General features: G+C 68.3%; 24 protein-coding genes. 10 read left to right on the forward strand and 14 right to left on the reverse strand.

Features of this window, described 5'->3' with window-relative positions:
• Positions 1 to 65 precede the first annotated feature (65 nt).
• Complete coding sequence (locus ACYVDK_RS05410) at positions 66 to 1,118, reverse strand: S66 family peptidase (RefSeq protein ID WP_460519068.1); 1,053 nt, start codon at positions 1,116 to 1,118, stop codon at positions 66 to 68.
• A 126-nt stretch (positions 1,119 to 1,244) separates the two neighbouring features.
• Here ACYVDK_RS05410 and ACYVDK_RS05415 point away from each other — a divergent pair, with 126 nt between their 5' ends.
• Positions 1,245 to 1,733 (forward strand): phosphoribosyltransferase, encoded by a 489-nt coding sequence (locus ACYVDK_RS05415; protein WP_460519129.1) that lies wholly within the window; start codon positions 1,245 to 1,247, stop codon positions 1,731 to 1,733.
• Positions 1,734 to 1,773: 40 nt separating this feature from the next.
• Here the strand turns inward: ACYVDK_RS05415 and ACYVDK_RS05420 are convergent, their stop codons facing one another.
• Genes ACYVDK_RS05420 through ACYVDK_RS05430 form a run of 3 tightly spaced genes read right to left on the reverse strand, consistent with a single transcriptional unit; the run spans position 1,774 to position 3,144 of the window.
• Positions 1,774 to 2,229, reverse strand: a complete 456-nt coding sequence (locus ACYVDK_RS05420) for a type II toxin-antitoxin system VapC family toxin (protein WP_460519071.1) — start codon at positions 2,227 to 2,229, stop codon at positions 1,774 to 1,776.
• Positions 2,219 to 2,488, reverse strand: coding sequence for a type II toxin-antitoxin system Phd/YefM family antitoxin (locus ACYVDK_RS05425; protein ID WP_460519074.1), 270 nt, complete (start codon positions 2,486 to 2,488; stop codon positions 2,219 to 2,221). The genes ACYVDK_RS05420 and ACYVDK_RS05425 overlap by 11 nt, the downstream gene beginning before the upstream one ends.
• A gap of 53 nt (positions 2,489 to 2,541) precedes the next feature.
• Positions 2,542 to 3,144 carry an ATP-binding protein gene (locus tag ACYVDK_RS05430; protein ID WP_460519077.1) on the reverse strand — a complete coding sequence of 201 codons (603 nt, stop codon included), beginning with the start codon at positions 3,142 to 3,144 and terminating at the stop codon, positions 2,542 to 2,544.
• Between the two features lie 251 nt (positions 3,145 to 3,395).
• Between ACYVDK_RS05430 and ACYVDK_RS05435 the strand changes: the two genes are divergently transcribed.
• From ACYVDK_RS05435 to ACYVDK_RS05455, 5 genes are all read left to right on the forward strand, one after another.
• Positions 3,396 to 5,753 carry an ATP-binding cassette domain-containing protein gene (locus ACYVDK_RS05435; protein WP_460519080.1) on the forward strand — a complete coding sequence of 786 codons (2,358 nt, stop codon included), beginning with the start codon at positions 3,396 to 3,398 and terminating at the stop codon, positions 5,751 to 5,753.
• Positions 5,746 to 6,450, forward strand: coding sequence for a response regulator (locus ACYVDK_RS05440; protein ID WP_460519082.1), 705 nt, complete (start codon positions 5,746 to 5,748; stop codon positions 6,448 to 6,450). The genes ACYVDK_RS05435 and ACYVDK_RS05440 overlap by 8 nt, the downstream gene beginning before the upstream one ends.
• Positions 6,451 to 6,733: 283 nt before the next feature.
• Positions 6,734 to 7,927 carry a sugar ABC transporter substrate-binding protein gene (locus tag ACYVDK_RS05445; protein ID WP_460519084.1) on the forward strand — a complete coding sequence of 398 codons (1,194 nt, stop codon included), beginning with the start codon at positions 6,734 to 6,736 and terminating at the stop codon, positions 7,925 to 7,927.
• A gap of 90 nt (positions 7,928 to 8,017) precedes the next feature.
• Positions 8,018 to 8,836: a sugar ABC transporter ATP-binding protein gene (locus ACYVDK_RS05450; RefSeq protein ID WP_460519087.1), complete on the forward strand. Its 819-nt coding sequence runs from the start codon at positions 8,018 to 8,020 to the stop codon at positions 8,834 to 8,836.
• Entirely contained in the window at positions 8,837 to 10,117 is a 1,281-nt protein-coding gene (locus ACYVDK_RS05455) for a sugar ABC transporter permease (protein ID WP_460519089.1), read from the forward strand. It begins immediately after the preceding gene.
• 217 nt (positions 10,118 to 10,334) lie between these two features.
• On the opposite strand, the gene ACYVDK_RS05460 is transcribed toward ACYVDK_RS05455, so the two are convergent.
• The gene (locus ACYVDK_RS05460; RefSeq protein WP_460519092.1) at positions 10,335 to 10,769 is read right to left on the reverse strand and encodes a sigma-70 family RNA polymerase sigma factor family protein; all 435 of its coding nucleotides are present in this window, start codon (positions 10,767 to 10,769) and stop codon (positions 10,335 to 10,337) included.
• 224 nt (positions 10,770 to 10,993) lie between these two features.
• Here ACYVDK_RS05460 and ACYVDK_RS05465 point away from each other — a divergent pair, with 224 nt between their 5' ends.
• A complete protein-coding gene (locus tag ACYVDK_RS05465) occupies positions 10,994 to 13,150 on the forward strand; it encodes an ATP-dependent Clp protease ATP-binding subunit (RefSeq protein ID WP_460519095.1) in 2,157 nt (718 codons plus the stop codon).
• Between the two features lie 259 nt (positions 13,151 to 13,409).
• Here ACYVDK_RS05465 and ACYVDK_RS05470 read toward each other — a convergent pair whose 3' ends face one another.
• The 7 genes from ACYVDK_RS05470 to ACYVDK_RS05500 all read right to left on the reverse strand — a co-directional run bounded on the left by ACYVDK_RS05470 (position 13,410) and on the right by ACYVDK_RS05500 (position 17,125).
• Entirely contained in the window at positions 13,410 to 13,901 is a 492-nt protein-coding gene (locus ACYVDK_RS05470; RefSeq protein WP_460519097.1) for a GNAT family N-acetyltransferase, read from the reverse strand.
• The gene (locus tag ACYVDK_RS05475; RefSeq protein ID WP_460519100.1) at positions 13,898 to 14,326 is read right to left on the reverse strand and encodes a DUF6916 family protein; all 429 of its coding nucleotides are present in this window, start codon (positions 14,324 to 14,326) and stop codon (positions 13,898 to 13,900) included. The genes ACYVDK_RS05470 and ACYVDK_RS05475 overlap by 4 nt, the downstream gene beginning before the upstream one ends.
• A 178-nt stretch (positions 14,327 to 14,504) precedes the next feature.
• Positions 14,505 to 15,035, reverse strand: a complete 531-nt coding sequence (locus ACYVDK_RS05480; protein WP_460519102.1) for a phage tail protein — start codon at positions 15,033 to 15,035, stop codon at positions 14,505 to 14,507.
• Positions 15,036 to 15,088: 53 nt separating this feature from the next.
• A complete protein-coding gene (locus ACYVDK_RS05485) occupies positions 15,089 to 15,586 on the reverse strand; it encodes a phage tail protein (RefSeq protein WP_460519105.1) in 498 nt (165 codons plus the stop codon).
• 12 nt (positions 15,587 to 15,598) lie between these two features.
• A complete protein-coding gene (locus ACYVDK_RS05490; protein WP_460519107.1) occupies positions 15,599 to 16,111 on the reverse strand; it encodes a phage tail protein in 513 nt (170 codons plus the stop codon).
• Positions 16,108 to 16,644, reverse strand: coding sequence for a GNAT family N-acetyltransferase (locus ACYVDK_RS05495; RefSeq protein WP_460519110.1), 537 nt, complete (start codon positions 16,642 to 16,644; stop codon positions 16,108 to 16,110). The genes ACYVDK_RS05490 and ACYVDK_RS05495 overlap by 4 nt, the downstream gene beginning before the upstream one ends.
• A 19-nt stretch (positions 16,645 to 16,663) precedes the next feature.
• Positions 16,664 to 17,125 (reverse strand): DUF6916 family protein, encoded by a 462-nt coding sequence (locus tag ACYVDK_RS05500; RefSeq protein ID WP_460519113.1) that lies wholly within the window; start codon positions 17,123 to 17,125, stop codon positions 16,664 to 16,666.
• Positions 17,126 to 17,347: 222 nt separating this feature from the next.
• Between ACYVDK_RS05500 and ACYVDK_RS05505 the strand changes: the two genes are divergently transcribed.
• The gene (locus ACYVDK_RS05505) at positions 17,348 to 21,118 is read left to right on the forward strand and encodes a beta strand repeat-containing protein (RefSeq protein ID WP_460519116.1); all 3,771 of its coding nucleotides are present in this window, start codon (positions 17,348 to 17,350) and stop codon (positions 21,116 to 21,118) included.
• Between the two features lie 302 nt (positions 21,119 to 21,420).
• Positions 21,421 to 21,903: an FBP domain-containing protein gene (locus ACYVDK_RS05510; RefSeq protein ID WP_460519118.1), complete on the forward strand. Its 483-nt coding sequence runs from the start codon at positions 21,421 to 21,423 to the stop codon at positions 21,901 to 21,903.
• A gap of 26 nt (positions 21,904 to 21,929) precedes the next feature.
• On the opposite strand, the gene ACYVDK_RS05515 is transcribed toward ACYVDK_RS05510, so the two are convergent.
• A complete protein-coding gene (locus ACYVDK_RS05515; protein ID WP_460519120.1) occupies positions 21,930 to 22,520 on the reverse strand; it encodes a nitroreductase family protein in 591 nt (196 codons plus the stop codon).
• Between the two features lie 324 nt (positions 22,521 to 22,844).
• Positions 22,845 to 24,347, reverse strand: coding sequence for an MFS transporter (locus tag ACYVDK_RS05520; RefSeq protein ID WP_460519123.1), 1,503 nt, complete (start codon positions 24,345 to 24,347; stop codon positions 22,845 to 22,847).
• Between the two features lie 403 nt (positions 24,348 to 24,750).
• Here ACYVDK_RS05520 and ACYVDK_RS05525 point away from each other — a divergent pair, with 403 nt between their 5' ends.
• Entirely contained in the window at positions 24,751 to 25,323 is a 573-nt protein-coding gene (locus ACYVDK_RS05525; protein ID WP_460519126.1) for a TetR/AcrR family transcriptional regulator, read from the forward strand.
• The last annotated feature ends 69 nt before the right edge of the window (positions 25,324 to 25,392 follow it).

Below are 25,392 nucleotides of genomic sequence, written 5' to 3' on the forward strand. Positions count from 1 at the left end.
GCGCTGCCGGACACGCCAGCCCGGCAGCGCTTCACCCCTGCCCACTTGACAAAACACGCTACATATCAGCTGTAGTCCGCCGTCACGGTGCGCGCGCCGCCGTCCAACCGAATCGTCCCGCCGTACGGCACGATCCACTGCGGCCTGGTATGCCCGAACGGCACGCCCACGCAGACGACGGCATCCGGGTTGTAGTGCGTGACCTGCTCGATGACGGCCTCACGCTGGGCGACCCGCAGCCGTGCGCGTTGATCCGCTGACGGCACCGGCAGGCCGAGCGCACTGACCGGCGGGCGGGCGACGAGAACGCCTGCGACGCGGGAAAGGTTGCCGCGCTCGCCGAGCCCGCGCACCCACCGCATGACCTGGTCTGCATCGGGGAGCTCCTCGCTCGTCTCCAGCAGCAGGATCGCGCCGTCGAGGTCGTCGGCGGCGGGCATCCGGTCTGCGACAGCGACCTGGTCGAGCACCTCGATGCATCCGCCCCAGGTGCGGCCGGCGACCGAGCGCGAGGGCCCGGCCCACACCCACGGCTCCGTTGGCTCGCGCGCTCCGAACTCGGTCAGGGCGCGAGGATCGGTCCACGGCACGCCGAAATCCTCCGATTCGCCCGGCTCCGTGACGTCGATCTCGCCGCCGTCGAGGAGAGCGGCCCGCAGCGAGCGCAGATGGATGTCGTCGATCCCCGGACCCGCTCCGAGGTGAACCTGCGTCGATCCGCCGTAGAAGCTGGGCACGCCCAGGCGCCACAGGTGATTGTGCAGGTTCGTGTTGTCGCTGTATCCGAGGAAAGGCTTGGGGTTCGCGGCGATCACTTCGTCGTCGAGGTACCGGATGACCGTGACCTGATCGTCGCCGCCGACCGTCGCGAGCACGGCGCGGATGCTCGCATCCGCGAAGGCCGCGTTGACGTCGGCTGCGCGCGCCTCGGCACTCGCTCCGAGCTGACGCGTGGTCGGGTACTCGACCGGAATCAGCCCCGTCGACTCCGTGAGCCGCCGCATCGCCTGCTCGTGCACGGCCGCCGACACCGCGGGTGCGGCGAAAGCGGGCGACAGGACCGCTACGCGGTCGCCAGGGGTGGCCTTGGGCACTGCGGCGAATGGGGCAGGCGTCATGCGGTCATTGAAGCAGACGTGCGGTGAGCCCGGGCGATCCGCACGGCCGCTCTCCGCCCGGCGAGCTCGCACCCGCCGCCCCGTACTCTTGATTCACCTACGACAGGAGAACCAGTGACCGAAGCGATGCCTGAGCGAGAGCACCTGACCTGGGACGGCTTCGGCGAGGCGACGCGCGATCTTGCCCGGCGCATCCTCGCCGACGGGTTCGTGCCGGAAGTCGTGGTGGCCATCGCGCGCGGCGGCCTTCTGCCGGCCGGCGCCGTCGCATACGGGCTCGGCGTGAAGAGCTGCGGCGCTCTCAACGTCGAGTTCTACACGGGAATCGGCGAGGTTCTGGATGCCCCGACCGTGCTTCCGCCCGAGCTCGACCTCGAGTTCCTCGCCGGCCGCCGCGTGCTGCTGGTGGACGACGTCGCAGACAGCGGACGCACCCTGGCATTGGCCGTCGAACTGCTCCGCGATCAGGGAGCGGAGGTGCGCTCCGCGACGATCTACACCAAGCCCGGATCGATCGCGATGCCGGACTACTCCTGGCGGGAGACCGGCCTGTGGATCGATTTCCCCTGGTCGTGGAAGGGCAGCGTCGCCGAGGAGGATGCGCTCGCCGGGTAGGCAACCGTCGCTGTCCTCGGAGGTCCTCGCGTGCCCGGTGTTATATGGCGTCGTCAGGTCGCGCCACCGCGACGACTGTGACGAGGTCGCCCAACCCCTCGTAGTCCGCTGGATTGGTCGTGAACAGGGCGAGGCCGTTGACCGCTGCGACAGCGGCGATCATGAGATCGGCAACACGCCGCCGCGGCGTGCGGCCGATCTGAGCGATGGCGGCGGAGAGCTGTCCGAACATTCGCGCAGCGTCTGCTTCGAAGGGGATCGGGTCGAACCCATGCTCGACTCGTTGCAGGACGGCGATACGTCGCGCTCTCTCCGCGACAGCATTCTCGCCAGAGGCGAGGTTTACACCTGCCGATAGTTCGGCCAGGGTGATCGTGCAGATGGCGGCTTCTTGCGGTAGCTCATCGGCATTCAGCCGGTCCCAGTGGATCAGGATGTTCGTGTCGAGCAGTCCGCGCTGCCAGGGAAATATGCCTCCTGGCGCGTTACCGGACATACGGATCGGCGAGTTCGGGGTCCATCGCAGCATCGGTGTCTGCGCGGAATCGGTCTGAGTCGATCGCGCCTGTGCCGGCGCCAAGCGCAAGGAACTCATCCCGAGGGACGAATCGCGCGCGGTGGCGAAGTGGAATCAGTTCTCCGATGCCGCGTCCGTCTCTCGTGACCGTGAACGACGAGCCATGCTCGACAGCGTCCATGATCTCCCGCGACCGAAGCCTCAGGTCGCGCTGGCTGACCTCGTGCGGTGCGTTCATAGTGGGAGCGTAGCACTGGGTGCTACTCTGTGCTATGCACCGTGATAACACCCCTACCGGATGTGCGCCACCCCGACGCGCACCCGGCGCAGCTGGTAGCGCCACGGGGCGAGCCGCGGTCGGGTGAGCTCGAGCCCGGCGTCGTCAGCGATCCACTCGACGACCTCGTCGGTGCTGCGATCATCCGTCGCCACCTGCGTCGCGTAGCGCTCCCGGGCCAGCGCGGCGACGCAGCGCGGGATCTGCTGGATGGCCCACGTTTCGCCGCGGAGGCCGAAGGGGAAAGACGCGATCCGCGTGCCGAGCCGACGACGAAGCGTCTCGGGGCCGGCGATCAGCGCGTAGTGCCGCAGCTCGACGCCGCGAGAACGCAACCCGCCGACGATCTCGTCGAAGTAGTCGTCGCGCACGATCGTCATCGGAACGATCACCGGGCCGACGTGTGAGGCATCCGCCTGCTGCAAGGTGTCGACGACGGCTGATCGCCACTGCGGCAGGTCCTGGAAGTCGTGGCGGGCATCCGGTGGCAGCGTGCGCCGCAGCGCGAAGCCCAGCAGTTCGGGATCGGCGACGTGGGCGTTCGGCAGCCTGCGATGGAGCTCGAACGCGGTATGGGTCTTGCCCGCACCGAAGGCGCCGTTGATCCAGATGAGCACGTTTCGAACCTATCCGGCATCGCTCGGAGCGACGTCGGCTGAAACCTCGCACAGCCGGGGCCCGGTCACGGTGGATCGAGGGCGACCAGCGGACTGGCCTCAAGTCTCCGGGCCGGCCGAGCTCACGCATCCGGCGTCGCTGGGAGTCGTGAATGCGTTCGCGATGAGACGTGAATGCGCCGTCGATGCGAACGCCTGGCGAGCCTGGGAGTGAGCCCGTCGTCGCAAGGTGCCGAATCGATAATGACGATATGTCGGCGCAGCGTCCTCGGGCGCGGTCGGAGACGACGGTGCTCCGAGCGCGCGGGCTGTCCGTCACCTATGGACGCGTCGCGGCCCTGCGGAACGTCGATCTGGATGTCTCGGCCGGCGAGGTCGTCGGCATCGCCGGTGACAACGGGGCGGGCAAGTCCACCCTGCTGCGCTGTCTCTGCGGCGACATCGGCGAGGCGCGCGGGCAGGTGTGGCTGGACGGCAAGCGCCGGCGCCCGTTGTCGTCGACCATCGCCGACGGGCGCATCGGTGTGGTGTGGCAGCACCTGGAGCTCGCGGACAATCTGGATGTCGCCGCCAACCTGATGCTCGGCAAGGAGCGTCGCCCCTGGCTCATGTCCGAATCGAAGTTCCACGAACGGGCGCGCTCGGTGCTGCACGAGCTGGGCATCCCGATCGCTGAGACGAGTCGGCTGGCCGCGTCGCTGACGGCCGCGGAGCGGCAGCTGCTCGCGCTGGCGCGTTCCGTGACGCCGCCTCCGCGGCTGTTGCTCCTGGACGAGCCGACAGCCGTGCTGGGCCAGGCCGACTCCGTGCACGTCGAGAACCTCATCCACCGCCTGCGCACCCAGGGCACCACGATCGTTCTCATCTCGCACGACGTCGATCAGCTCTTCCGCCTCACCGATCGCGTGGCCGTGCTGCGGCACGGGCGTCTGGTCGCCCAGCTCGACCCGGCGCGCTCGCATCCCGACGACCTGCTCGCACTGATGGCGGGGCGCGACGCAGCCTCCGCCCCCCGGCAGCAGCTGACCCGCCTGCACGGGCTCGCCGGCCGGCTGGTGTCCACGGACCGGTTGAGCCCGGAGGGGGCGTCCGCCGGGCTCGCACTGATCCTCTCGACGCTGGGCGCCGCGCTGGGCGCCTGGCGGCTCAGCCTGCACGTGATCGAGGGTGACGCGCTGAGGTGCGTGTGCTCGGTCGGGCTGCCTGCAGCGGTGCAGGATGCCTGGCACAGCATCCCGCTTTCCGCCGCGAACGTGCCGCTGGTCGCCGCAGCCTCCGCCGGCGCCGTCGTCGTGGACGCCGACGTGGCTTCCAGCCGCGACATCGCCCCGTACGGTTCTCTGCTCGAGGATGCCGGCATCTCCAGCTGGTGGGCCGTCCCGTTCTCCGGCGGAAGCGCGTTGCGCGGATCCGTCGGCGTCTACCATAGGGAGCCCGGCGCGCCCGGCGGCGACCAGGTCGACCTGATCAACCTGTACGCCGGCTACGCGGCGGCCGCGCTCGAGCGGGAGCGGCTGCTGGCCACGCTGACGGCGCGCAACACCGTGCTGGAGAGCATTCGCGCTGTGCTGCAGACGCTCGCCGGCGCAGAGTCGCTCTCCGACCGGATCGAGGCGACCCTGCGCATCCTGCGCGAAGCGTTGCACGCCGACGAGGTCGCGCTCTACGACAGCGCCACTGCTCCCGGTGCGCGGCAGCGACCGACGTCGGTCGGTGAGTCTCGTCTCGTCGTGCCCCTGTCCGACTCCTCTGTGCTCGTCGCCGAGTGGCGCGACCGCGTCGCCGGCGCCGAGGATCGAGTGCTGCTGGAAGATGCCGGCCACTCGATCCTGCTCGCACAGGAGCGCGAAGACACCGAGCTGGCACGCCACGAGATGGCCGCGCTGCGCCGGTCGCACGACCTGCAGCGCCAGTTCCTCGCCCGGCTCTCGCACGAGCTGCGCACGCCCCTCACGGCGATCCACGGCTATGCGTCCAGCCTGATGCAGACGGATGTCGTCTGGGACGACACCTCGCAGCGCCAGTTCCTGACGCGCATCAGCAGCGAGTCGGCACGCATGCACCGGCTCGTCGACGACCTGCTCGACTTCTCCATGATCGAGTCCGGCATGCTGCGGCTGCGCCCCGACTGGGTCGACCTGGGGCTGGTGATCGACGCCGCGTGCTCGTGTCTGACGCCGGCCGCGGTCGCAGCCATAGACATCCAGGTCGACGACGATGTGCCGGTCGTGTGGGGTGATCACGACCGCCTGGAGCAGGTGATGATGAACCTGATGGACAACGCCGTTCGGCACAATCCGCGCGGAACGACGGTGAGGGTGGAGGTTCACCGCGACGGATCGGACGACGTGCTCATCACGGTCACCGACGATGGGGTTGGAGCCTCCGACCGGCCGTCGCGAGACGGCGAGGACCGCGAGACGGATGCCCGGCTGCACTCCTGGCGTGACGCGAGCGCCGGCGCGGGGCTGGGGCTCGCCATCACGCGGGGCATCGTGGCGGTGCACCAGGGCGTTTTGACCCGTGAGTCGATGCATCCGGGGAGCCGGTACGCGATCCGGCTGCCTGTCGAATCCCGTACACCGGCGCTGGAGGTGGAGGATGCGTGACCGTTCGGCCCTGACCACCGTGCTGCTCGTCGAGGACGACCCGAACATCGTCGACCTGATCCGGGCCAACCTGACGGTGCGAGGCTACGACGCGCTCGTCTCCATCGACGGCGGCGACGTGATGCGGCTGATCGAGCTGGAGCGGCCTGACATCGTGCTGCTCGACCTGATGCTGCCGGCGGCAGACGGCATCGAGTTGTGCCGGCGCATCCGTGGGCGCTCCAGCATCGGCATCATCGTGGTGTCAGCCCGCGGCGGCGAGCACGACAAGGTAGCCGCGCTGAACGCCGGGGCAGACGACTACATGACCAAGCCGTTCGGCATCGAAGAGCTGCTGGCCCGCATCGTCGCGACGTTGAGGCGAACGCGGCCGGCGCCCACTGGCGGCGATCAGCCTTCGGTGATCGAGGTCGACGGCCTGGAGGTCGACCTCGACAGACAGCAGGTGAAGCGCGACGGTGCGGCCATCCATCTGACACCGACGGAGTTCGCTCTGCTGCGCGAGCTCGCGCTGCGACCCGGGGCGCTGATCCCGCATGCCCAGCTGCTGCGCCGGGTCTGGGGCGCCGGGTATGAGACCGAGACTGAGTACCTGCGGGTGTACGTGCGGCGACTGCGATCGAAGCTCGAGGTCGACGGGCAGCCGCCGCTCATCGTGACCGAACCGCGCGCCGGGTACCGGTTCGCCGCGGTCTGAACGCGTCGCGGAGACCGAGGCACCGTAGCGGCCTCGGCGCTGGCGTCGCGGCGGAGGCCCACTGCGTCTTCGCTCCAAGCTCCAGCGCGCGCATTTCTACGGTTTGTTCACGCCGAAGCCCGATTATTCACTACCCGTTCATGCTCGGGCTCCTAGCGTCGCATCTGTCAGATCACAGCTGGCGGGGACACCACGCGTCTCGTCGCCTGCGCCATGCGCGCAGCTCATCGTGCCGCGCCCGCCTCAACGAAGAGGAGTCAGTTCCTTGCGATACAAGAGTTCAATGGGCGTCGCGGCGATCATCGCCGGCACGGCGCTCCTCCTGACCGGATGCTCCGGCACATCCAGCGGCAACTCCACATCAAGCGCGTCGGCGAACGCCGGCAATGTTCCCGCGCTGACGGTCTCGTCGTTCCAGCGGGACTTCTCCAGCATGGCGAAACTCAAGCCGCTCGCGTCGAAGGGATCGGGCAACATCGCGGTGATCCTTCCCGACACCGTGACCTCGGCGCGCTACACGGAGTTCGACGCCCCCTACCTGACGAAGGCGTTCAAGACGGCCGGGCTGACTTCGAGCCAGTTCAGCGTGCAGAACGCACAGGGCAGCGACGCGACGCAGCTGACCGACGCTCAGACGGCGATCACGGCAGGTGCCAAGGTGCTCGTCGTCGACCCGTTGGATGCCGGTGTCGGCGCGAAGATCGAGCAGTACGCGACCCAGCATCAGGCGAAGGTCATCGACTACGACCGGCTGACGTTGGGCGGCACGCGTGCCTATTACGTCAGCTTCGACAACGTCAAGGTCGGCGAATTGATCGGGAACGGCCTGGTCGCCTGCACGAAGGACTGGGGTGTGACCAAGCCCAACGTCATCGAGATGAAGGGCGCCCCCACCGACAACAACGCGACGCTGTTCGCGCAGGGGTATGACAAGGTGCTGAACCCGCTGTACTCCTCGGGCGGATGGACCAAGGTCGCCGAGCCGGCCGGAACCTGGGACCCGCCGACGGCGGCGACCGAGTTCACCCAGGCCTACACCGCGCACTCGAACGCCAACGCGGCCCTGGTGCCCAACGACGAGAACGCCGCGCCGATCATCACGTACCTGAAGAACCACGGCATCAAGGCGAAGTCCTTCCCGATCACGGGGCAGGATGCCACGCTCGTCGGTCTGCAGAACATTCTGACGGGCTACCAATGCGGAACGGCGTACAAGCCGATCTACCTGGAGGCTCAGGCCGCCGCCGCGCTGGCGATGTACCTGCGGGCGGGCGACACCCCGCCGAGTGGTCTGGTCAACGGTTCGACCGCCGACACCACGAGCAAGACCTCGGTGCCGTCGGTGCTGCTGAAGCCGGAATGGGTGACAACGGCCAACATGAACTCGACGGTCATCGCCGACAACTTCGTGCCGGCCTCGCAACTGTGCACATCGGCGTACACGTCGGAGTGCACCGCGGCGGGGATCAAGCCGTAGGGCGATGGAACAGGGGCCGCGCGAGTCAGCTCGCGCGGCCGTCCCGTTCGAGCTTTTGAGCGACGAAGTCGCGATAGTGAGAGAAGACAAGTGAGCGAAAAACAGACAGCTTCGCTTCCGACCGCGGACCAGGTCGGAAACGTGGCTGAGGGAACGCCGTTGCTGCGGCTGCAGGGAATCACCAAGCACTTCGGTCCGGTGCTTGCGCTGAACGGCATCGACCTCGACGTTCCGGCCGGCCAGGTCACGGCTCTCGTGGGCGACAACGGCGCGGGCAAGTCGACACTGATCAAGGTGATCGCGGGAATCCATCCGTACGACGGCGGGCAGATTCTGTGGGACGGCGCACCCGTGCACATCGGGAGCCCCCACGACTCCTCGGCGCTCGGGATCGAGACCGTCTACCAGGACCTCGCCCTCTGCGACAACCTCGACATCGTGCAGAACATGTTCCTCGGGCGCGAGAACCTGCACTACGGCCGCCTGCTCGACGAGGCCTCGATGGAGACCAGGGCCAAGCAGACGCTGAGTGATCTGTCGGTGACGACGGTGAAGTCGATCCGCCAGCCGGTCTCCTCGCTCTCCGGCGGTCAACGACAGGCCGTCGCCGTCGCACGGGCCGTGATGTGGGACGCGAAGCTCGTCATCATGGACGAGCCGACCGCCGCTCTCGGCGTGGCGCAGACAGCGATGGTGCTGCAGACCATCGAGCGGCTCAGCTCGCGGGGCATCGCAGTGCTGGTGGTCTCGCACAACCTCAACGACGTGTTCCAGGTCGCCGATCGCATCGCGGTCATGCATCTCGGCACCCTCGCCCGATCGGCGCCCATCGCCGAGCTGACTGTGGGAAAGACCGTCGAGCTCATCACCACCGGGAAACTCTCGGGCGAATCGGACAAGGGGCACTGAATGTCGTCGACTCAGAAGCAGGCCGTTCCGCCGCCGAAAGAGGCCACGGTTCCCGCCGGGGTGCTGGCCGGGGTGCCCGAACTCGCGTCGGGAACCCTGAGCGGGTACGCCCGGGCTTGGCTGGTGCGAGTGCGAACCGGCGAAAGCGGCGTGCTGCCGGTCATCGGCGGGCTGATCGTCATCATCATCATCTTCCAGGTCACGAACCCTGTGTTCCTGTCGCCGAACAACATCATCAACCTGATGGTGCAGGCGTCGGTCTACGTGCTGTTCGGCGTGGCCGAGGTGTTCGTGCTGCTGCTCGGCGAAATCGACTTGGCCCTCGGGTTCACCGGGGCCATCGGCGCCGTGTTCGCGGTCTGGATCACCGGCTCGCCCTATCACGCGCCCTGGTACGTGGGTGTGCTGCTGGGCCTTGCAGTCGCTGCCATCATCGGGATCGTCTGGGGATTGCTCATCACGCGACTGCGCATCCCCTCGTTCATCGTCACGCTCGCCGGTCTGCTCGGTCTGCAGGGCGTGCTGATCTTCCTCATCAACCTGCTGGCTGGCGCATCGAGTGGTGGAACGATGTCGGTCGCGAACCAGGTCATCAACAACATCGCGTACGGGTATCTGAACGCGGTCGTGTCGTGGATCGTGCTCGCTGTCGTCGTGATCGCCTACGCGGCCGTCACGCTGATGCGCGACCGTCGTCGCCGCGCGGGCGGACTGGTCACCCAGCCGCTCGGCCTCAGCATCATCAAGATCGTGCTGATCGCCGTTGCGGGCATCGTTCTCGTGCTCATCTGCAGTGCGAGCACGGGCGTGCCCTGGGCGGTCCCGATCGTGCTGGCCATCGTCTTCGGCTGGACGTTCCTGCTCTCCCACACCCGCTTCGGGCGCTACGTCTACGCGATCGGCGGCAACGCCGAGGCCGCGCGCAGGGCCGGCATCAACATCTCGTGGGTCAGAGTCGTCGCGTTCGCGCTGGCCAGCCTGACCGCTGGTGCCGCCGGCATCTTCTACGCGTCCCGCCTGGGATCGATCTCCAGCAACGTCGACGGCGGCCAGTACGTGCTGCTCGCCGTGGCCGCTGCGGTCATCGGGGGCACCAGTCTGTTCGGCGGCCGTGGCAAGATCGTGCACGCCCTGCTCGGCGGGCTGATCGTCGCGACGATCTACAACGGGATGGGGCTGCTCAATCTCTCCGCAGCCATACAGTTGATGGTCACGGCGCTCGTGCTGCTCGCGGCCGTCACGGTCGACGCGCTGAGCCGCCGCAACCGCTCGGCCGGGTGACCGAACAGGGCTCTAGGTCAATCGTCTGGCCGCGCCGGACTGGACAACCGATACCAGGTCGTCCAGTCCGGCGTGGTCGGCCGAATTCGTGGTGAAGAGGGCGAGCCCCTTGACCGTAGCGATGGCCGCGATCATGAGAGCGGCGATTCGTCGCCTCGGCGTTTGCCAGATCTGTGCAACGGCCGCCGATCGATGTTCCGGCCGACTCGTCCGGCCGCTACACGTGCATCCAGTGCCGGAGCTTCGCCGGGCGCAGCCTGATCCACAGCACGACGGCGAGACGAGCCATGAAGTCGATCGTCATCACCGCGATCGGCTCGCCGTCCCGCTGCAGCACGAGGCCCGGCTGGTCGTTCACCGGGCGTTCCAGGACGATCACCCCTGGCTGGTGCGCCAAGCCGTGCAAGAGCACCATTACGGCGTCGTCGGTGCCGCGAACGATCTGCGCATGCGGATGCTCGTCGTCGCCGGCATCGACCACGACGGCGACGTTCGGCGCCAGCAGTGATGCCACGCGTGCGCTGTCGCCGCGCTCGGCAGCGAGGTGCAGATCGTGCACAGCGCGATGCGTGCGTGACTCGACGATCGAGCGCCATGCGGCCGTCCACGACCTGCCACCGCCGGTCGCGGTGCGCAGGGCCTCCCGCCGCATCGCGTTCACCTTTCCAGCATGCGCCCCTCGCCTCGCGTGGGCATAGCGGATCCTCAGATCGCGTCGGCCCGGCCGCTTGCGCGGGCGCGGGAATACCCGCCGAGAGGTCAAACTTGAGTTATGTAGACTCAAGTTTGTGCGGGCATCCGGCCGGCGCAGAATCGTGCTGACACGACACGATGCCGTCGTGACGGATGCTGCGCCACTGTAAAGGGGAGAAGTAGATGGCGAACATGCAGGGCGCGCCCTCCAGCCAGGAGGAGCAGAAGAGCGCGCTCGAACAGTACGGAGTGGACCTCACCGAGCTGGCCAAGACGGGCAAGCTCGACCCGGTGATCGGTCGCGACTCCGAGATCCGCCGGGTCAGCCAGGTGCTGACCAGACGTACCAAGAACAATCCGGTGCTGATCGGCGAGCCCGGCGTCGGCAAGACTGCCGTCGTCGAGGGCCTCGCCCAGCGCATCGTCGCCGGCGATGTCGCCGAATCGCTGAAGAACAAGCGGCTCGTCTCGCTCGACATCTCCGCGCTCGTGGCCGGTGCGATGTACCGCGGCCAGTTCGAGGAGCGGCTGAAGAGCGTGCTGAAAGAGGTCGACGAGTCGAACGGCGAGGTCATCACGTTCGTCGACGAGCTGCATCTGCTGATGGGCGCAGGCGGCGGCGAGGGGTCGGTGGCGGCATCCAACATGCTCAAGCCCATGCTCGCCCGCGGCGAACTGCGCCTGATCGGTGCGACGACGCTCGACGAGTACCGCGAGTACATCGAGAAGGATGCCGCGCTCGAGCGCCGCTTCCAGCAGGTGTACGTCGGCGAGCCCGGCGTCGAAGACACGGTCGCGATCCTGCGCGGGCTGAAGGGGCGTTACGAGGCCCACCACGGAGTGACCATCTCGGATGCCGCGCTCGTCGCGGCCGCGGCTCTCTCGAACCGCTACATCACGGCGCGGCAGCTGCCCGACAAGGCGATCGACCTGATCGACGAGGCGATGAGTCGGCTCAAGATGGAGATCGACTCGTCGCCGGTGGAGATCGACCAGCTGAAGCGTCAGGTCGACCGCATGAAGCTCGAGGAGCTGGCGCTGAAGAAGGAGAAGGACGAGGCGTCGAAGGAGCGTCTCGCCAAGCTCCGCGACGAGCTGGTGCAGCGCGAGCGGGAGCTGGCAGTGCTCGAGGCGCGCTGGGAGCGCGAGCGCATGAGCCTGAACCGTGTCGGCGACCTGAAGAAGAAGCTCGACGAGGCCGTCACCGAACGTGATCGGGCGCTGCGCGAGGCCGACTATGCGAAGGCATCCAAGCTCGAGTACGAGACCATCAAGCAGCTGCAGCGCGATCTCGACGCGGCCGAGCAGGCTGAGAACGCACCGGATGAGCCGCGCATGGTGAACGAGCAGGTCACCGAAGAAGACATCGCGGCGGTGATCGCGGCCTGGACGGGCATCCCGGTCGGCCGTCTCATGCAGGGCGAGACCGAGAAGCTGCTGAACCTCGAGAGCGAGCTCGGACGGCGACTCATCGGGCAGAAGCGCGCCGTGCACGCGGTGGCCGACGCCGTGCGCCGCTCCCGGGCCGGCATCAGCGACCCGAACCGTCCGACCGGCTCGTTCCTGTTCCTCGGTCCGACCGGCGTGGGCAAGACCGAGCTGGCGAAGGCGCTCGCCGAGTTCCTGTTCGACGACGAGCACGCCATGGTGCGCATCGACATGAGCGAGTACGGCGAGAAGCACACCGTGTCCCGTCTGGTGGGGGCGCCTCCCGGCTACATCGGTTACGAGCAGGGCGGGCAGCTCACCGAGGCGGTGCGACGCCGCCCGTACGGCGTCATCCTGCTCGACGAGGTCGAGAAGGCGCACCCGGAGGTGTTCGACCTCCTGCTGCAGGTGCTCGACGACGGACGCCTCACCGACGGCCAAGGCCGCACAGTCGACTTTCGCAACACGATTCTGATCCTGACGTCGAACCTGGGCTCGTCCGTTCTGATCGATCCCACGATGTCGTGGCACGAGAAGGAGGAGGAGGTGCAGGCACTGGTGCGCCAGGAGTTCAAACCCGAGTTCGTGAACCGGCTCGACGACATCGTCGTGTTCTCCGCGCTCAGTGAAGAGGAGCTCGGCGAGATCGTCTCGTTGTACATCGACCGGCTGCAGGCTCGCCTGCACGAGCGCAGGCTCGAGCTCGGCGTGACACCGGATGCCCGTGCCTGGCTCTCCGAACGCGGCTACGACCCGATCTACGGGGCGCGTCCGTTGCGCCGCCTGATGCAGCACGAGATCGACGACCGCCTCGCGACTGCGCTGCTGGAGGGGCGCATCCGTGACGGCAGCACGGTGCGGGTGGACCTCGCCGTCGACGGCGAGCACCTCGAGGTGTCGCCGGTCGAGTGAGCGCCTTCGTCGCGTCCCGCGTCCGGCGTCCCGCTTCCCCTCTCCCCGTTGGTTGAGCCTGTCGAAACCCGCTTCCCGCTTCCAGCGTCCCGCGTCCCGCGTCCGGCTCCCCCGCTCCCCGTTGGTTGAGCCTGTCGAAACCCGCTTCCCGTTGGTTGAGCTTGTCGAAACCCGCTTCCCGTTGGTTGAGCCTGTCGAAACCAGTGACCTGCGGAGGCGGGGTTTCGACAAGCTCAACCAACGGAAGAGCGGGACGGCTCTACGCGGCGGCGGTCGCCCGGGCAGGCTCCACGAGGAGCCGGCCGCCATGACCGGTCACGCTGAAGCCGACGCGTTCCAGAAAGTCGCGGCAGCCTGCGCTGGCGGCGTCCGCGCGAAGCCAGATCGGGCATCCGTGCTCCTCGGCGATGCGCGCGAGACGCCGCATGGCCTGCGTGCCGATGCCCTGGCGGCGATGCTCGACGAGCACGCCGAGCTGGATGAGCTGGAGGCCTCCGTCGCGCATCACCGACATCATGCGCCCGCACAGTCTGTCGCCGTTCTCGATGGCGACATCGACGGCATCCGGAAACTCGGCAGACGTGCGTACCCGCTGCTCGACGTACTGCATGCTCGCGAACGCCGCTCGCGTGGCCGCGTCGACGGCGAGCGTCGCGATCTCGGTGGTGTGCACCTGCTCGAAAAGTTTGAAGAGCGCCGGGCCGTCGGTGGCGATCGTGGGACGGTAGCGCAGGTCGGCGGCGGCGATCACGGGCGCCGGCCGGTGCTGCTCGAGGAGTGGCGACGAGCCGCGCGACGCGAACCTGCGGAGCCCGCGATGAAGAGTTGGGCATCCGGAACCGCACATGACGTGATCTCGGTGAGGCGGTACACACCCGCGGGCGGCGGAGTCGAAGGCGCCGTGAACATCAGTCCGAACCTGGTTCCGGCGCGCGTCGCGTGGCCGGCCAGCTCCTCGACGGACGCGAGGGTGAGCTCATAACTGCCCTGCTCGCCGGCCGCCTCGAAATGGTGACCGACGGCATCCGCGTACAGCTCGCGAGCCGGAACGGATGCCCGCGCAACCGCGGGAACGATGCTCGCCGCCATCGCCACACCCGCGTACTGCGGTGCGCCGGCCAGTATGACCGTGCGCCGCGTCACCGAGCGGATACCCCCGACGTTCCGTTTCGCCATGTGCACGCTCCCCCAGCGTCAAACGACAAGCCTGGGTGACACCCTAGGGCCCTGCTCGGGTGCAGCGGAAGAGTCGGGCGAGCACTCGCCGGAGTTTTTTTCGCGGATGACGGCGTGTCGTCCTGGCATGCGGCTTTTGATTCGCGAACGGGCGCCTGACGCGCCGCTCATGGAGGCGTCACGACCTCTGCGGAAAGACCCCTTGCAGCGCGATGATGAACGACACGACGAGATACGGCGGCAGGTTGTTGTGCGGCCGGCTGCCGCCGGCGATGGACAGCGCCTGAGGATGCATGGCGCCGCCGGCCTGCGAGGCGGCGTACACCTTGTCGGTCACGCGTCCGAGGTGAGGCTGCGCCCAGGTAGCTCCCGCCGGGGTGTTCCCATTGCCCGCCGCGGCAACCGCTGTCGCACTGTGCGAGTGCGACGGCATCTGCGTCTGATCGAGCGTGACCGTCTCCGATCCGCCCTGCTCACCGACGTCGCGGGGAGAGAGACCCGGTCCCGCGCCCGCGCCGATCGGCATGCTCGCACCCAGGTTCGGAAGAGCGAACGTGCTCCTGCCGTCTCCGCCGTAGTTCGTGCCGAGCAGCGAGAACAGCGCGGTGTACTGCGCGATCGGTACGAGCTGTCCGTTGCAGAACGCCCACCCGGTCGGTGCGAAGCCGCCGGCGAACATGCGGATCTCCCCGAGGAACTGGTCGCTCATGTCGTTCTCCGTGGTCGTAGATGCGAGGGACGTGCGCAGGGTTGCTCCACCTGTCAGCTCCGGCTCGGATACACGCCCTGCAGCGAGATCGCGAACGTGAGGCCGAGGAACGGTGGCATGTTCTCGTGCGGCTGCGTCGAGCCGGTGCCTGTCACGGACGCCGCGCTCATCGCCACGTCGGGTGCGGCCGCCTGGTAGGCCGCCGCCGTCGTGCCGCCCCAGAAGGCGGCGGCCGGCGAAGCCTGAGTCGCGTTCCCGCCCGTCGCCGCGGAATGCGTGTGAGCAGGCATCTCTTGCACGGTGAGGGTATGCACGGTTTCGCCGCCTTGCATTCCCGTCTGGTGGTTCGGGTCGGTGCCGCGTGGTGTGCGTGTACGAAGATCGGGCAGAGCGAAATTCGTCACGCCGTTGCCTCCGTAACTGGTGCCGAGCACCGAGAAGAGCGCCTGGTACTGGCTGATGGCGAGCAACTGGCCGTTGCAGGGAGCCCAATTGCGGGGCGGAGTCCCGAACGCCATCAGGCGGATCTCGCCGAGATAGGGATCTGACATGGTCTGCTCCTTTCAGCTCGGGCTCGGGTAGATGCCGGCGAGCGCGATGATGAAGTTGATCACCTGAAACGGGGGCATGTTGTCGTGCGCCTGACTGCCCCCGGCGGGCCCGAGTGCGGAGGGCGATAGCGCGGCAGACGGCGCGTCGTCGCTGTAGGGATTGTCGGCCCATGCGGCCCACACGTTGCCCGCCGGCGATGTGCGGTTGGCAGGCTGGCTGGAGCCCATCGCGGAATGGGAATGGTCCGGCAACTGGGACGCCACGATCGTCACCTGCTCCACACCCGCCGCTTGCCCTTGCTGCACCGTGTATCCGGCAGAGGTGCCTGCGTGTAAGGGCGCTCTTCCGCGGAGGTCCGGAAGCGCGAACGTGTTCTGGCCATCTCCGCCGTACGTGGTGCCGAGCAGTTGGAACAAGGTGTCGTATTGGGCGATGGACACGATGCTGCCATCGCAGATCGCCCAGTTCACCGGGGCGAAGTTGCCCGTGAACATACGGATCTCGCCCACATACGGTTCGCTCATCGAGCTCTCCTCTCGGTCACGTTCGTCGTCGTGGCCGTCGTAGCGTGTCTGGGTGATCTGCGCATCGAGAGGCGGCCGGAGTCCTCGGACCCCACCTCGCCGAAGCCGAATCCACGGTAGAGCCTGATGGCCGGGGTGTTGTCGGCCCAGACCGCCAGCTCGACCGCGACCTGTCGGGCATCCGCCTCGCGGCAGACGTGCCGGAGTGCCGTACGGGCCACGCCTGTTCGGCGGGCCTCGGGTGCCACTGCGATGTCGACGATGCGAATGCCCGAGCGGGCGTCGGAGACGTCACCGCCGTCGAGCACCAGCCTTCCCACTACCAGGCCCTCGCACAGGAGCACCAGGAATCGGGCATGTGGATACGCCAGGCGGTGCTGCTCGCGTTGCGCCGTCGTCTGCAGCGACAGCAGCGGACCCGCCGTGTGCTCCGGAATGCCTGCGGCGGCGAACTGCGTCGCGATGTCGGCGCTGATGATGCGGTCGACGTCGGCGCGATCATCCGGGCACTCGTCTCGCACTATGACCGTCATGGGTGTGCCGGTGGATGCGTCACAGCTGCCGCCGGTCGATGATCGCCTCGGCACCTCGGTCGGCCGCCGATCCGACGTTGCCGAGATACAGCTCGAGCGGTCGCACGTTCGCGGCGCTGATCGTGTGGATTCCGTCGGCGGCCAGAACGCCGTCGAACGTGAGCCGGAAGGCATCCCGGGCATCCACGGCACCCACCACATCGTCGACCGCGACGAGCGTCAGAGTACGGGTGAGTCCGTCGTGTACGGCACGAAAGGTCGCGCCGATCGAGGCGGTGAAGGCCGCCCGCAATCCGTCCCCGGAATCGGCGAGGGATTCAGGGGACGTCGTCGTGCCGGATTCCTCGACGGGGAGGTGGGGCCTCTCCGGTCGGGCGACGGCCGACCGCGCCAATGCGGGCACCGCCGTCACACCCAACGCACCGAGTCCTGCGAAGGCGGCGGCGCCGAGCACGGCGGTGCGCCTCGACAGCGTCGTCATGACGGCCCCGATCGGTCATGAGCGGAAAGTGAACGCTTTGCAGCGTAGTGGGAACGCGTGCACCTGATCGGCCGCTGTGACCCATACTGGGGATGCCCCGGCCATGACCGAGGGACCCGTGCTCTGGGAGCATGATGACCGCGGCACGTTCGGGCATGCCGCGCATGCTGTGCGTCCTCTTCGATCGCGTGCGGCGGCATCGCGACCACAGATTGGTGCGCCATGAGGCACCCCACCGCGTCCGTAATCCGCCCGCACCGCGGGCGGATCGTCGCCTCGGTCATCGCCGCTGCGCTGGCGATCGCCGGTTCGGCCCTGGCGGCGCCGGCGGCGAACGCCGTTTCCGGTGCGACGATCACGGTCAACACGACTCAGGATCTTCCGGCGGGCACGTGTGGATCGACGCCGCCAACGGGGGCCGTCTCGCTGCGAATCGCGCTCTGCGTCGCGAACAACATGACCGGTCCCGTGACGATCCAGGTGCCCGCCGGCACGTATTCGATCGGTTCGACGCTCGACGTCGGAACCGCGTCGGGCGCCGACATCACGATCGAGGGAACCGGCCTGCCGGTCATCGACGGCGGCGGAACCGTGCAGATCTTCACGCTCGACCCGGGCCTGGTGGGCAATGTGACCGTCGCGGTCGACGGAGTGGAGTTCGCGCACGGAAACGACACGCTCTATGGCGGCGGAGCGATAGTCGCAGGTTCCGGCGGCACGGGAGTCGACACCCTCACGGTCTCGAACAGCACGTTCACGAGCAACTCGGCGAACAAGCCGGGCCAGTACAACACGACGGTCACGGGCGGAGCCATCCTGTTCCAGGGCGGATCGTTGAGCGTCACGGGCAGCACGTTCACGGACAACACCGCCTACGGCAGTTCCGGCGGTGCGATCTCATACTCTGCAACGGGCTCCGGGCAGTCACTGGCGATCAGCGCATCCACCTTCACCGGAAACACCGCGGGTCCCGGAACGAACGCGACGATCGGCGGCGGCGCCGTGTACGTCACGGGCCAGGGCGGTTCGCCGTCGGCGACCATCAGCGGGTCGACGTTCGTTTCGAACCAGGTCGCCTCCGGCGCCGATGGCATCGGCGGTGCCGTCCTCATCGGGGTCGGCGGTGCCACAGTCACGGCATCCACGTTCACCGGCAACTCGGTCGCCGGATCGGGGGCGGCCGGAGCGGCAATGGCGGTGCAGGGAACGGCCACGCTCACGGCGCATGACAATCGCATCGCGGGCAACACAGGTGCCGCGGCGCTGGACGCTCAGGGCGCGACGAACGCCGGAACGAACTGGTGGGGCTGCAACGCAGGCCCCGGCACGACCGGATGCGACGCGGTGAACGGCCTCGCCGCGAGTGCCTACACGCCGTGGCTGCAGCTGCACGTGAGTGCGGACCCTGTGCTCATCCAGTCGCCCGCAACGACATCAGTCATCACCGCCGACCTGCTCAGCGATTCGAGTGGGGCATCCGTTCCCGCTGCCGGCCTCGGCGCGTTCTCGGCCGCTTCCGTCGGGTGGGCCCTCTCCGGAGGAGGCTCGCTGAGCGCCGCATCGGGTGCTTTCGATTCGGGTGCCGCCACGACGACGTACACGGCCGGAGGGTCGGGCTCCGCGCAGATCACCGCGCGACTCGATGGCCAAAGCGTGACGGTGACCGTCGGCCAGGCGACAGCTCCGGCGTTCACGGGTGCCGCGTCCGCCTCCGTCGCCTCCGGCGCCGCGTTCTCGGTGCCGATCTCGAGCACCGGATCTCCGGCTCCCACGCTCTCGGTCTCCGGCCAGCCCACGTGGGTCGCCGTGAGCGGCGCAGCGCTGGCGGGTACCGCCCCGGCCGGCACGACCGGAAGCTTCACCTTCACACTGACGGCGTCGAACGGTGTGAAACCCGATGCCACCGAGCAGTTCACGCTCATCGTCACCGCTGCGCCTGTCGTCACCGCTGCACCGAGCGACATCGTCGCGGTGCCGGGCTCGACGGCGTCCTTCTCCGCCACGGCCACCGGATACCCCACCCCGACAGTGCAATGGCAGGTCTCGGGCGATAGCGGTGCTTCGTTCACCGATGTCAGCGGTGCCACCGATGGCACTCTCTCGTTCCCTGCCGCGCTTGCGCAATCCGGCAACCAGTACCGTGCGGTGTTCACGAACTCCGCCGGAACCGCCGCGACGAACGCTGCCACGCTGCGGGTCGGCATCCAGCCGAGCTTCACCAGCGTCGCTTCGGCGTCGTTCACGGTCGGCACGGCCGGATCCTTCGACGTGACGACCAGCGGATCCCCCGCTCCGACGGTGACCGCGACCGGGCTGCCCGCCTGGCTGACCCTCAACGCCGGCGACCAACTCGTGGGCATTCCTCCCGCGGGTTCCGGCGGAACGTACTCGTTCACGTTGACGGCGGCCAACGGCTTCGGCTCGGCGGCCGTGCAGACCTTCTCACTCACGGTCCACGAGGCTCCGGCCATCACGCTCGCGCCCGTGCCGGCATCCGCGAATTCCGGCACGCAGGTCTCGTTCTCGGCAACGGCCGAAGGCTTCCCGGCGCCGGCCGCGCAATGGCAGGTGTCGACGAACGGGGGTGCGACCTTCACCGACATCGTCGGCGCCACGGCCCCGACGTACTCGTTCACCGCCAACCTGTCGGAGGACGGCAACCAGTACCGCGTCGTCTTCGCGAACTCGGTCGGCAGCGCGACGAGTGCTGCGGCAACACTCGCTGTCGGCACAGGCCCCGCATTCACGAGCAGCAGCGCGACGACGTTCACCGTAGGCGGCGGAACGCAGACTTTCGACGTCGCCATGTCGGGGCATCCCGTGCCGTCGCTCACCGCGACTGGCCTGCCTGCCTGGCTGACGCTGGCCGGCAGCACGCTGACCGGCGAGCCGCCGGCCGGCTCCGGGGGAACCTACGCCTTCACCCTGCACGCGTCTAACGCGTTCGAATCAGATGTGCGGCAGAACTTCGTGTTGACGGTGAACGAAGCTCCCGGGTTCACCAGCGCGAACGCCATCTCGGGCAGCGCAGGCGCGACCCTGTCGTTCCCCGTGACGACCTCGCACGCCTACCCCGTTCCTTCGGTACTGACGCTCTCCGGCGCACTGCCGGCCGGAGTCTCGTTCACCGATGACGGCAACGGATCAGGCCTCATCTCGGGCATCCCGGCCACGGGGTCCGGGGGCGTGTACCCCGTCGTCATCACGACCGTCGGCGGCACGGCCGTCGTGGCTCAGCACGTGACGATCACGGTGAACGAGGCGCCGGCCTTCACGAGCCGGCCCGATTCGCTCTTCACCCGCGGCGTCGACGGAAGCTTCACGGTCACCACCGGTCACGCCTACCCTGCTCCTGCGATCACCCTGACCGGAGCACTTCCGAACGGCCTCGCCTTCACCGACAACGGCGACGGCACCGCAACGATCGCGGGGACGACGACGGATGCCGCAGGTGCCGTGAACCTCACGATCGTCGCCTCGAACGGGTTCGGGCCGGCCGAAAGCCAGACCATGACGCTCACCGTGCAGAATGCACCAGTCGTTCCCCTGCCGTTGTTGCCACCGGCGGGCGCGGGCGCGCTCGGCGGGGTGCCGGCGCAGGTGCAGCCATCGCAGGTGTTGACGGTGACCGGTGACGGTTTCGCGGCCTTCGCGACGGTGAACCTCGGCTTCTACTCGTCGCCGACATCGCTCGGTACGGTGACGGCGGACGCCGCGGGGCGCATCACCGCAGCAGTGGCCGTTCCCGCGCAGGCATCCGGCGCTCATACGTTCGTCGCTGCGGGCACCGGATCAGACGGCGAACCGCTGTACCTCTCGGCGGGCACCAGCGTGCTTTCGCAGGCCGCGGCCGCCGAGGCGTCCGCCATCGCCGCGACGGGGCTGCCGGAGGATGCCGTCGGCACCGGGATGCTCGCGGCACTCGCGCTCTTGCTCGGTTGCCTCGTGCTCGCCGGACGCGCCGTGCGGCGTCGCCATGCACGCACGCGGTAGGTGTGACCGACTCGGCGGCGTGGATGCACTGTTGATAGGCTGCCCGGATGCATTCCCTGGAATTCGTGTCGCCCTCGGGGCGTGAGGAGGTCGCCGGCGTCCGCGCCAGCGGCAGATAACGGCTCAGCACCGGCCGGTGCCTGCGTGCCCGTGCCTCTGCGCCCGTGTGCCTGTGCCTGCCCCTCTGCGGGCCGCGCGCTCTCCGCGCACCGGCGCTTCTGCGCCGTCGAAGCGGTGCAATCGCTTCGTTCCTCCACGAATCCGGCCGCATGGTCGGCCACGAATCCAGACAGGAATTCCCCATGCTTCCCGTGACCGAGCGGGAGATCCGCGCGTGCTTCGTCAACGCCACTCTCCGCGAACGCAACAACCTCACCCTGCCCTCCGACTTCGCCGACCATGACTGGAACGATCTCGACTACCTCGGATGGCGCGACCGCAAGCACGACGGTCTCGCCTACGTCGTCGTGCGACTCGCCGACTCCCCGGTGGGCATCCTTCTCAAGCGAGCGGATGCCCGCAGTCGGCACAAGTCCCAGTGCTCATGGTGTGAAGACGTGCACCTGCCGAACGACGTCGCGTTCTACGCGGCCAAGCGGGCGGGCAAGGCCGGACGCAACGGCGACACCCTCGTGTGCGAGAACTTCGAGTGCTCGGCGAACGTGCGTCGCAGGCATCCGGCTCCATATCAGGGATACGACGTGGAGGCCGCGCGCGCCGAGCGCATCGAGGGGCTGCGCGAGCACGTCGCCGCGTTCGCCGCGCGGGTGCTCGAGGGGGTCTGAGCGCTTCTACTCGGGTGCGACGGGTGTCACGCGTCGACGAGCAGCAGCTCTTCCAGCGGCAACCGCGTGCGCGGCGCGCGCTCGCGCTCGCGGGTGTTCTCAGGGAGGTCGTCGACGTCGCCCAGCACACCGACGGCCGTGACGCTGACGAGGTCGAAGCGCTCGTTCACGGCGAACGCGTCGCGCAGCTCGTCGGCGGCGAATCCGCCCATCTGGTGCACGTGCAGGCCGTCGTAGTGCGCCTGCATGCTGAAGTGCGCGAGCGCCTGGCCGAGATCGTATTCGGCCCAGCGCAGCGGCCGACCGTCTTCTGTCGTGCGAGCGGCGAGCCCGACGATGAGCGCACCGGCGTTGACCGCCCAGAACTGGTTGAAGCCCATCAGACCGGCGACGATGGTGTCGAACGCCGGAGTGCCGCGGCGCGCCACGATGAACCGCCACGGCTGCGTGTTCGCCGCCGACGGCGACCAGCGCGCAGCTTCGAGGGCCGCGACGAGTTTCGTCTCGTCGATCGGCTCGCTGGCGTCGAATGCCCGCGGGCTGAAGCGCTCGGTGAGCACAGGGTGGATGGCGGTGCTGGTCTCGGCAATGCGGTCGGACGCAAGCGTCGGTGACACGGGACTCCTGGAGGAACGGCGAGGAGGCGCGGCTCGCGGATGTCTGCCGTTCGCGGATGTCTGCTGCTCGCGCCCGACCTCGAATGGATCGGAACGCGGCGACGCTGCCACGCCTATGCAAACGCATGTTCCTCGGAGAAGCTCCAGAGTCGCCGCGCTCCTGCTGAGAGTCCGTCCAGGCGTTCGCGACGGCCGCGCTGAATGCGCTCACGCTCGTGCGACGCCATCCCGTCGATGCGGCACAGCGATCGGCATCCGCTACCCGATGCTTCGTAGCGGATGCCGATCCCTCTTCATCGCCCGCGACCCGCGGCTCTCGCCTCCTCAGTGCGCGGCCGGCGCCGGGGAATCCTCCTCGGACGACTCCTGCCGCACCCTGCTGCCCCAGAGGGCGAAGAGCACGAACGCGATGAGCACGAACACCGCGCCGCCGAGCACGGCTGCTGCCACGCCCCCGGCCTCGCCACTCATCGCCGTGACCGAGACGAACACGGTGGTGAGAGCCGCGACGCCGATGGATCCGCCGAGCTGCTGCATCGTTTGAAGCACACTGGATGCCGCACTCACGTGCTCCTCCGGTGCCCGGTCCATCACGATGGCGGTGATCGGCGCGAATGTCATGCCGGCGCCCACGCCCATCACCAGGATCGGACCGAGGATGCCCGACAGGAACGAGTCGTGGGAGTCCAGGGTGCTGAGCCAGAGCAGCCCGCCCGCAAGCATCCCGAGCCCGATCGCGCCCACGACCCACTCCCCGATGCGCGGCAGGAATCGTGGAACCAGCTGGCTCACCGTGACAAGCGTCACCACGAAGGGGAGCAGTGAGAGGCCGGTGGCGAGCGGCGTGAAGTGCAGCACCTGCTGGGTGAACAGCGTGATGAAGTAGAAGAACGCGAACATGCCGGCCGGCACGAGCAGCATGGCCACCAGTGGGGCCACGTTGCGCGGTCCGCGGAAAAGCTGCAGCGGCACGACCGGGCTGTGGTGCCTGCGCTCGATCAGGAGCAGCGCGAGCAGCGACACCAGCGCGACACCGAACGCGATCAACGTGACCGGGTCGGTCCAGCCAGCGCTCGCAGCCGTGGTGAAGCCGTAGATCAGGGCGACCATGCCGACCGTCGAGGCGACTGCGCCGCCCACGTCGAGACGCGCATGTTCGCGGTCGGTCTCGCGCAGGAACAGCAGGGCCCCGATGACGATGAGGATGCCCACCGGCACGTTCACGAACATCACCCACTCCCAGCCGAACCCGGTGGTGAGCACGCCGCCGAGGATCAGCCCGATGGCGCCGCCGCTGCCGGAGGCGAGCACGAAGAGCGACAGTGCGCGGTTGCGCTGCTTGCCGGGCGTGGTGCTGGCCATGATGAGCACGAGCGTGCTCGGTGCGGCGATCGCGGCGCCGATGCCCTGCACCACGCGCGCGGCGACCAGGATCTCCGCGGTGGGTGCGAGGCCGCCGGCTGCCGAGGCGAGGATGAAGACGAGCGTTCCGATGATGAGTGCGCGCTTCGCGCCGATCATCGATCCGACCTTGCCGCTGAGCAGCATGAGACCGGCGAATGCGAGCGCATAGGCCGTGACCACCCACGACAGACCCACCGGCGTGAAGCCGAGCGCCTTCTGAATGTCGGGCAGCGCCACGTTCACGATGCTGGCGTCGACCACGAGCATGAGCTGCGTGACGAACACGACGACCAGGCCGAGCGTGCGGAACCGGGTGGTGCGGGCATCCGCTCGGGATGCTGTGTCGGAGGTGCGGGAGCCGGATGCCGTGCGTTCGGGCAGCCGGATGCCGTCGGTGGGTGGAACGAGTGCAGTGTCGGCCATGTCTGGCGGTCCCCTCAGGTGGAGTGACGTGCGGTGTCGTTGGAGTGGTGCGATCGGAAGTGGGAGCGGTGCGATCGGAAGCGCCGACGACGCGCGGGACGATCGCCGGATGCGCTTCGTCGTCGCGAGTTGGGGAAATGGATCACTGTCCGGCCGCAGAGCGGGCCATGAGTTACCCTGAGTGATATCCGGAGGAACTCTCCGGTAGGTAAACAAGCAATACGGAGGCTGTCTCCGCTTTGTCAACGAGTTGCTGTTCGTCCTCGGCGAACGGACTCGTGGCGCCTAGCCTGGAGCTGTCGACCCGAGGGTCGCGTTCGGACAGTCTGCACGCAGCGTGTGACATTCCGGTCTCACTCACTGCGAACACCGCGTTCACGCGGGTGAAGGGAAGCGAATCGAGATGGGCGCCGTCGCACTGGCGTCGCGGCCGATGAGAGCCGACGCGCAACGAAACTACGACCACATCGTCGAGGTCGCGAGCGACGCGTTCGCCGAGCGCGGCGTGCTCACCTCGCTCGACGACATCGCCTGCCGCGCCGGCGTCGGCCCCGGCACGCTGTACCGGCACTTCCCCAGCCGCGACGGACTCATCGCGGCGGCCCTCAGCGGGAGCCTCGACCGTCTGGCGGCGCTGTCGGAACAGCTGACGGCATCCGATGATCCCGGAACGGCCCTCGACGAGTGGATGCTCGCACTCGCGAACCACCTGCGCACCTACGACAACCTGCCGGAGTCGATCGCGGCGTCGTTCCGCACCGACGACTCGCCACTGCGCAACACGTGCCGGCCCCTGGTCGACACGACGAGCCTGCTGGTCGCCCGGGCGAAGGACGCGGGTGTGATCCGCGATGACGTGGAACCGCGCGACCTGTTCGCGCTCGTCTCGTCGGTGGCGTGGGCGTCGCAACGACGCGGCGACACGGATGCCGGCCTGAAGCGGATGCTCTCGCTCGCCACCGGCGGGATCCACTGACCGCTCAGACCCTATGAGGGTGGGGTTTGAGTTGGGGCTTGATGGCCCAGGGCCTCACGGTGCAGATTC

Source organism: Humibacter antri, from assembly GCF_054777235.1.

Coding starts and splice junctions, on each gene's coding strand:
- ACYVDK_RS05410 (WP_460519068.1), bottom strand. CDS start 1,118: ATGACGCCTGCCCCATTCGCCGCAGTGCCCAAGGCCACCCCTGGCGAC.
- ACYVDK_RS05475 (WP_460519100.1), bottom strand. CDS start 14,326: ATGGCGAAACGGAACGTCGGGGGTATCCGCTCGGTGACGCGGCGCACG.
- ACYVDK_RS05460 (WP_460519092.1), bottom strand. CDS start 10,769: ATGCGGCGGGAGGCCCTGCGCACCGCGACCGGCGGTGGCAGGTCGTGG.
- ACYVDK_RS05435 (WP_460519080.1), top strand. CDS start 3,396: ATGTCGGCGCAGCGTCCTCGGGCGCGGTCGGAGACGACGGTGCTCCGA.
- ACYVDK_RS05510 (WP_460519118.1), top strand. CDS start 21,421: ATGCTTCCCGTGACCGAGCGGGAGATCCGCGCGTGCTTCGTCAACGCC.
- ACYVDK_RS05425 (WP_460519074.1), bottom strand. CDS start 2,488: ATGAACGCACCGCACGAGGTCAGCCAGCGCGACCTGAGGCTTCGGTCG.
- ACYVDK_RS05505 (WP_460519116.1), top strand. CDS start 17,348: ATGAGGCACCCCACCGCGTCCGTAATCCGCCCGCACCGCGGGCGGATC.
- ACYVDK_RS05520 (WP_460519123.1), bottom strand. CDS start 24,347: ATGGCCGACACTGCACTCGTTCCACCCACCGACGGCATCCGGCTGCCC.
- ACYVDK_RS05420 (WP_460519071.1), bottom strand. CDS start 2,229: ATGTCCGGTAACGCGCCAGGAGGCATATTTCCCTGGCAGCGCGGACTG.
- ACYVDK_RS05415 (WP_460519129.1), top strand. CDS start 1,245: ATGCCTGAGCGAGAGCACCTGACCTGGGACGGCTTCGGCGAGGCGACG.
- ACYVDK_RS05455 (WP_460519089.1), top strand. CDS start 8,837: ATGTCGTCGACTCAGAAGCAGGCCGTTCCGCCGCCGAAAGAGGCCACG.
- ACYVDK_RS05485 (WP_460519105.1), bottom strand. CDS start 15,586: ATGTCAGATCCCTATCTCGGCGAGATCCGCCTGATGGCGTTCGGGACT.
- ACYVDK_RS05440 (WP_460519082.1), top strand. CDS start 5,746: ATGCGTGACCGTTCGGCCCTGACCACCGTGCTGCTCGTCGAGGACGAC.
- ACYVDK_RS05465 (WP_460519095.1), top strand. CDS start 10,994: ATGGCGAACATGCAGGGCGCGCCCTCCAGCCAGGAGGAGCAGAAGAGC.
- ACYVDK_RS05525 (WP_460519126.1), top strand. CDS start 24,751: ATGGGCGCCGTCGCACTGGCGTCGCGGCCGATGAGAGCCGACGCGCAA.
- ACYVDK_RS05445 (WP_460519084.1), top strand. CDS start 6,734: ATGGGCGTCGCGGCGATCATCGCCGGCACGGCGCTCCTCCTGACCGGA.
- ACYVDK_RS05495 (WP_460519110.1), bottom strand. CDS start 16,644: ATGACGGTCATAGTGCGAGACGAGTGCCCGGATGATCGCGCCGACGTC.
- ACYVDK_RS05490 (WP_460519107.1), bottom strand. CDS start 16,111: ATGAGCGAACCGTATGTGGGCGAGATCCGTATGTTCACGGGCAACTTC.
- ACYVDK_RS05480 (WP_460519102.1), bottom strand. CDS start 15,035: ATGAGCGACCAGTTCCTCGGGGAGATCCGCATGTTCGCCGGCGGCTTC.
- ACYVDK_RS05500 (WP_460519113.1), bottom strand. CDS start 17,125: ATGACGACGCTGTCGAGGCGCACCGCCGTGCTCGGCGCCGCCGCCTTC.